Genomic DNA, 6,778 nt, shown 5'->3' on the forward strand with positions numbered 1-6,778 from the left:
TTGCCAGCTTCTTTGATACTAAAATTCTCAGTCAATTTGTAGCTTAACAAACCGATTAGTAAACTATTGAGATCAAGACCTTTGCTTTTATGTTTGCCAAAAATATCACAGAAATTAAGCTTTTCATAAAAGAGTTGGACGGCAAGAATCGAGCCGATAGGAACACATATATTCTTGTTAGGAATTGTAGGGAATGCTCTCTGTTTTGTGATGTTCATTGGACCGAACTACACAAAACAGAGAGCACTTATTTTTATCTAACTGTCAAACTCAGGATAAAAAACAATCAGCCAAATAAAAGCCGGCAATAAAGCCATAAGAAAGCAATAGTGGAATGATAGTTAAATCATGACTAATTCAAATAACGAATAGAGAAGAAAGATAAGGTCAGAAAAAAGATAAGATCGGAAAAAAGATGAAGCCTATAGTGAAATCACAGTAAAGCTCTGTGAGATCTAAAAGGCCACATCAAACAATTTCGTGACATATATCAAGAATCTTTCTTGCAACTCCATCCCAGCTGTGATTCTCAACGACATATTTACGACCCTGTTCTCCCATGGCATTGCATGTCTTTTTATCGGAAATTAGCTTTACCACAGCATTAGCGAGTTCTCCGGGGTTCTCAGGAGGTACTGAAATTCCGCCTCCTGAAAGATCGATCAGGTCTTTGACACCTGGGATACTGCTCGCTACAATAGGTTTTCCACATGCAAGGTATTCGTATGTTTTTAAGGCAGAAAGTCCTATCTTTGAGTTTCGTTCCATTATAAAAGGAGCGACACAGACATCAGCTGCATTAATGTATACAGGAACGTTCTCATAGGGAACTCTTCCAGTAAAAGTGAATTTGTCCGAAAGCCCCATCTCTGCGGCAGTTTCCAGCAGTTTATCCCTCATGACCCCATCCCCCACTACAAGGAAATGAACATCAGGGACTTTTTCCAGGATAAAAGGAGAGGAATAGATTAGAAACTCAACTCCCTGCCAGGCTGCAAGGTGCCCTACAAAACATACATACTTCTTGGAATCATCAAGCTCGAGCTTGGCTCTTGCCTGCTTTTGATCCATGGGTTTGAAAATATCGGTATTTGCTCCGTTGTTAATTACAAGAACTTTTTCTGCAGGGACCGAGTATAGCCTCACAAGTTCATCTTTGAGCTTATCAGTCACGGAAACTATCCTGTCACAGTATCTGTAATTGAACCTCTCGGAACGGAGTGCCAGGAAGGAAAAAACCCTGTATGCAAAGGATTTAGAATCCGGGCTTACCTTGAGTTCATCCATAACCAACCCATTAACCTCAACTATAGAAGAAATGCCAAAAAGTTTGCACAGGGCGATGGGGAAGAACGGAAAAGAGTTCTGACGGAGATAAAGAACGTCAGGCCTGTTTTTTATGCATGAATACAGAAGATAAAAGGATAGCATGAACTCGTAAGAAGGCTGTACAAGGTACTTATTATCTATCACAGGCACATACTTTATTCCGGAAAAGCCATGTTCTGCACCTTTCTGACCTGGCGCGAACAAAACTACATCCGTGTATTTTTTCAAATTTCTTAAGAGTTCGAGTATGTGTATATTCGAACCTGATTTTGTATTGAAAGAGCTGTAATAGACCAGGAAAATATTACTTACTTTTTTAAACATAATTGCCGGTATCTGAATAGCAAAAGTAGTTAATTAGTTTATCCCACGACTCCATTCATTAATTTTCATAGGTCTGGAAGAGTAGGTTCGGGATTTAAGTACAGAAAGAGAAATATACTGATTTTGCAGAGAGATATTTATAGGAGAAATTATCTCCTTTGTGTGTTTTTGAGGCATCCGAATCGAAAAAGGAAAAAGATTATGAGAGTACTGGAAGTATGTCAGGAGTTTCCTAACAGGTATTACCCCCAGCTTGGAACATTCATAAAGCAGAGCATAGATTCAATCGCAGACCAGGGAGTGGACGTGACGGTTATTTCTCCAAAAGCTTTCGTGCTTCCTTTTTCTGCATTTCCGTACCATAATTTTTCTAAACTGCCCAGGATTGAGCATACAGAAAAATATGACCTTCACTACCCGCGTTATATCTATGCCATTCCCAAAAAATATTTTTACCCCATAACCGGCATTTCATATGCCCATTTCGTTTCCAGGTACGCCATAAAAAACATAAAACCAGAACCGGACCTGATTCATGCACATTTTTCATATCCTGATGGGTACGGAATGATGAGACTTGCAAAGAAATGGAAAGTTCCTCTGGTGATAAGTGCTCTTGGCACGATCGAAAGAAAGGTTGCCTATGAAGGGACCTATACTTCAAGGCAGATTATAGAAGCCATGAATTTTGCAGATAAAGTCCTTTCTGTCAGTGAAGACCTCAAGGCCCATATAGTGAATCTCGGGATAGACGAAAGTAAAGTACATGTGGTCCCTAACGGTGTTGATACGGAGATATTCAAGCCTGCAGGAAAAGAACAGGCAAGGGATATTTTAAACCTGCCTCAGGATAAGAATATTGTCCTGTTTATAGGTGCCCTGAGAAAAATAAAAGGCGTGGATTACCTTATTGAAGCTGCAAAAAGTTTTGTGGATACAAACACGGACCTCTATATGGTAGGCAGGGACGACGGGCTTAGAAAAGGTCTGGAAAAAAGAGCAGAAGAACTAAAAATTGCTGGTTCCATTAAATTTACGGGACCTGTAAACCATGAGGATATTCCCCTCTGGATTTCAGCATCAGATATGCTGGTACTGCCTTCTCTCTCAGAGGGAAGGCCAAATGTCGTGCTTGAAGCTCTTTCCTGTGAAGTCCCTGTCGTGGCAACTGATGTTGGAGGGATTCCGGAACTGATGGTTGATGGGGAAACAGGCTATCTGGTTCCTGCAAAAAACCCTGCCGACCTGTCAGAAAAAATAAATCGGCTGCTTGAAAACGAAAGCCGAAGGGAAAAGATGGGAAAACTCGGGCGTAAAAGCATAATTCAGCGGGGACTTACCTGGGAAGCCCATGCAAAGAAGACTGTAGATATATACTCAGAGCTTCTATCAAATCCCTCAAAATAAACTTATACAGGCATTCTGCAGATGTACACAGATGTAGAATTTACTTGCCGATTTATCCAACCATATTCCAGAAAGGTGAGATGATCATTTAAACTACTGCCGTATTGAAAAAATTGGTGGCATTTTTGTATACATCTACGGAAAATGGGTTATAGTAAAAAAAGAAGAGAACTCTGCTTCACCAGAACTCTGCTTCATCGAGAAATTTTGCTCATAGGTAAGAGAAAGCTTGGTATGCTCTTTTGACCCACCTGAGTTTGATATAATTTTTTGGCCCACCGGAATTATGCCCAGGATATTTTGGCCAGATCTTCTGAAAATCTCAGGCTACTTTTACAGTCTTTCAGATAAGATAGAATTTCCGCGTTTTCTATAAAAAAGCATAGTACAGGCATTTAAATGCCTGTAAATGTGCTGTTAAGGTTAGAACTTCTGATAGGTTTGCTTAACGCCGGACCGGGAGCAAAGATATCCGTTGCTGGGTTTGAGTATATTTTATTTGCTTGTGTAAGATTGTCCTCAAGATCAATTACATTTTCGGGAGTGTTCCCGTAGAAGTAATTGGAAGTTTCCTTAGTGCTGCTTTCATCGCTGCCGAAGTATAAACCGCTCCTGAGAAACTCTTGAGTCCTGAATACTACATAGCCCCTGTAACTGGATAATTCACTTACATTATCGATGCGGTAGTTATTGTAAATTGAGATGTTCATACCCGAAGAATCCTCAGGAATCGACGGGAGATAAAAGAACCTTGTAGTATAGTAATCGGAATAAACGGCAGAACCCTCCGGAATGTACTTATAAACATGTTCGAAACCACTCAGTTCATTATCAGTGAAATATTCATGCTTTGAACTCTGTCCAAGCATGTTCGCGTCCGAGATGCTGAAGACTGAAGAGATGAAAACAAAAGTGGAGAACAGCAGAACTATAAAGACCACTGTATTGAACTTTTTAGGCCCATATTTATCCATATAGTTCCAGAATACATAAATTCCATATCCCATTGCGAAAGCCATAAAGGGGCTAACGAAAAGCATAAACCGATCAACCCTGAACAGAACCTTAAACTGCCAGATAGTATTGAGAGGGTTTGGAACATAGAAAATAAGGGTTAACAGGGCAAATAACCCGAAAACTGAAGCATAGTTTTTCCTGTAGTTTTTCAGAAGAAAGCCTATTCCTATAAGGGCAAAAAATAAAAAGACGGATTTATCCAGGAGCCCAAACAGACTGATAAAGCCCTCTTCAAGTACGTCAGAGCCCCCAGAAGTTAAAACTATAGAGTCCCAGAAATGGCTCTGTAAACGGGGAGTCAGGCTTCTCTGCATGAACAGATAAGCTATAAAGAACCAGTAAGCAGTATAAGTAACATTTAGAAGTAAAAAGAAAGGCTTGCTTACATAGTTGCCAGCCCCTACAATATACTCTGAAGCAAAGAGAATGACGAGTAGTAAAACGAACTGGAGTATGGAAACGTTATGTACCAGAGTCAAAAAAACCAGAACAATTACTGAAAGAGCTTTAAAAGAGAATTTATCCTCTTTGAAGTTGACACTGTAAACCAGATATAGCAGTATAATAAACGCTACGTATGACATTGTGCGTGTAATCACGTTTGCGCCGTAATACAGTACAATATAACTTGCGGAATAAAGCAGGCAGGAGAGGAGGGAGATTTGCCTGTTGTGGGTAATATGATTAAAGAGATAGTAAAGAAAAACTACGGTTACTGCATAAATTGGCGCTGTAATCAGGAAAAGTGAGGTTTTTGTGCTGAGGTTCAAAATTTCGGAGGCTTCTGCAACAAGTATATGGTACAGGGGGAAAAATGCATAGTCACTTAAGGAAGTGGAAATGGTTTGTCCCGTTACTGCAGTGAGTTCCGAAAGAAAAATGTGAGGCAGAATGTCAGTGGTCCCGAAGTAGAAATCATAATTTAAGGTAACGCTGTAAGTAAGGTTTACCATGATTAAAAAAGATTCCAGAAGGACAAGGGACGGCCTTACCTCTTTAGAGAATATTTGCAGGAAAACCGAAAGGTACATCACCAGAATAAATACGAAATAGTACCCTGGTCTGGTTCCCTGAGATAGTAGAAGCACAGCTATTGAGCCAATATAAAATATGCTAAACACATATGTAAGGGACTTTATGTTTATCGACGGGAAACTGTCTATATCATGCAGACTTACATCTTTTTTGTAAATGTACAATATAAAGAGGCAGGAAAGTACTGCAGGGATTCCTGTAAACAATCCACGAATTGCATAACCTGGCTTTCCGGTTGCAAACATCCATACGAAAGTGAATATAACTGCGAGAATTATTGCTAGTGGGAACAGGAAGGAAATTACCTTCATTAAACGGTTATTATCCATGTACTTGAGTCCCGTCTCTTCGCTCAATCCAAACATACTATCTCCATAACCTTAAGCGATCACAACTTTATATATTGAGTTTGAAATAAAGAATTCAAAATTGAATCCGAACAGGATTAAGGATTGAACCTGAAATAAAAGGTTCGGATTTTTTTGTTCGAAGCCAATAGGATTTACAGTGAGGTCTATATTGGTTAAGAATTTTTTGCTCCAATATCCTTCAAGCCGGGGTCAATTTATCCAACCATTTTATACATTTGCGTACCGGCAACTATGATTACATTAACCGGAGAAATTTTTAAACATTAAATATCCGAAAGAGACCTGTCTTTTGAAAGGAGAAGGGAATTTGCAAAACTGTACAAAAAACCCAGCCCATAAGCAACGTGCTGCACAGGGATCACAAACAGGGTAAGGATGCCGTATTTTGATTTCATCTTATATATTACCTGAATTGAGGTAACAAAAACCAGAACGAAATATAAGGTCATCAGTATTAGCAGAACTGCTATCGGCACTGTATATACAAGAGAAACAATAAACGAAAGAACCGCAAAAGCTATGGCAATTGAAGGCAAAAAAGCATACCAGCGGACAAATTCGCCATGTTTTTTGAAAAGCTCGGCCATCCACATGCCATACTTGAACATTCGTATGGAAAATGACTTGAGAGTTCCTCTTCTGTGATGAAGCACTTTTGCTTCTGGAATATACAGGAATTTATGACCTATTTTGTTTATTCTGTAATTAAGGTCCCCGTCCTGGCCCACTACAAACCGCTCATCAAAATACCCGGCTTCCTTAATGGAATTTTTTTTATACATAGCATTGCAGTTAGGAAGGGAACTGACATAATGTTTCTTTGTTGAATTTTTGGACTGGGCAGAACCTCCGGAGCCCAGAAATGTTTCCTGAGCATACCCTACAACTCTGCCAAAAATAGGGTCAGTGTCAAATATTAAGTTAGGTCCACCAACACATGCTACATCTTCAGCGGCATTTTTCATTTCACTAACAAGTGTTTTTAGCCACCCGGGATCTACCTTGCAGTCTCCGTCCGTAAATGCGACAAGATCTCCCCGAGCGTTTTCCACCCCAAGGTTCCTTGCTGCTGCAACATTTTTTCGTTCATTAAGAAGGAGCCTGACAGGGTATTTCTTTACGAGCTCCTGAGTTTTATCAGTGGACATTCCGTCGACAATAATAACCTCATAAGAATCCTGAGGGTAATCAAGATGAAGAAGCGCTTCAATGCATTCTTCAATGAATTTTTCTTCGTTGCGAATACCTATTACAACCGAAACAAAAGGATATTCCATAAAATGACCCCGTTTTTA

At 39.7% G+C, this 6,778-nt stretch carries 4 protein-coding genes and 1 pseudogene; 1 reads left to right on the plus strand and 4 read right to left on the minus strand.

All coding sequences use genetic code 11. The features are described from left to right. A pseudogene (locus EO95_RS03865) lies at window positions 1-218 on the minus strand (IS1634 family transposase); the annotation flags it as partial. A 250-nt stretch (window positions 219-468) separates the two neighbouring features. Further along, window positions 469-1,653 (minus strand): glycosyltransferase family 4 protein, encoded by a 1,185-nt coding sequence (locus EO95_RS03870; protein ID WP_048132356.1) that lies wholly within the window; start codon window positions 1,651-1,653, stop codon window positions 469-471. A 201-nt stretch (window positions 1,654-1,854) separates the two neighbouring features. Here EO95_RS03870 and EO95_RS03875 point away from each other — a divergent pair, with 201 nt between their 5' ends. Next, window positions 1,855-3,060, plus strand: coding sequence for a glycosyltransferase (locus EO95_RS03875; protein ID WP_048132358.1), 1,206 nt, complete (start codon window positions 1,855-1,857; stop codon window positions 3,058-3,060). 395 nt (window positions 3,061-3,455) lie between these two features. Here EO95_RS03875 and EO95_RS03880 read toward each other — a convergent pair whose 3' ends face one another. Both EO95_RS03880 and EO95_RS03885 read right to left on the minus strand, forming a co-directional pair. After that, entirely contained in the window at window positions 3,456-5,477 is a 2,022-nt protein-coding gene (locus tag EO95_RS03880; RefSeq protein ID WP_048132360.1) for a hypothetical protein, read from the minus strand. A 269-nt stretch (window positions 5,478-5,746) separates the two neighbouring features. Then, a complete protein-coding gene (locus EO95_RS03885; protein WP_048132362.1) occupies window positions 5,747-6,760 on the minus strand; it encodes a glycosyltransferase family 2 protein in 1,014 nt (337 codons plus the stop codon). Between the last annotated feature and the right edge of the window lie 18 nt (window positions 6,761-6,778).

It is taken from the genome of Methanosarcina sp. 1.H.T.1A.1 (genome assembly GCF_000979295.1).
In the GTDB taxonomy this organism is placed as follows: domain Archaea; phylum Halobacteriota; class Methanosarcinia; order Methanosarcinales; family Methanosarcinaceae; genus Methanosarcina.

Excerpts from the sequence above, each read along its gene's own strand:
- EO95_RS03870 (WP_048132356.1), bottom strand. The coding sequence starts at position 1,653 with ATGTTTAAAAAAGTAAGTAATATTTTCCTGGTCTATTACAGCTCTTTC.
- EO95_RS03875 (WP_048132358.1), top strand. The coding sequence starts at position 1,855 with ATGAGAGTACTGGAAGTATGTCAGGAGTTTCCTAACAGGTATTACCCC.
- EO95_RS03885 (WP_048132362.1), bottom strand. The coding sequence starts at position 6,760 with ATGGAATATCCTTTTGTTTCGGTTGTAATAGGTATTCGCAACGAAGAA.
- EO95_RS03880 (WP_048132360.1), bottom strand. The coding sequence starts at position 5,477 with ATGTTTGGATTGAGCGAAGAGACGGGACTCAAGTACATGGATAATAAC.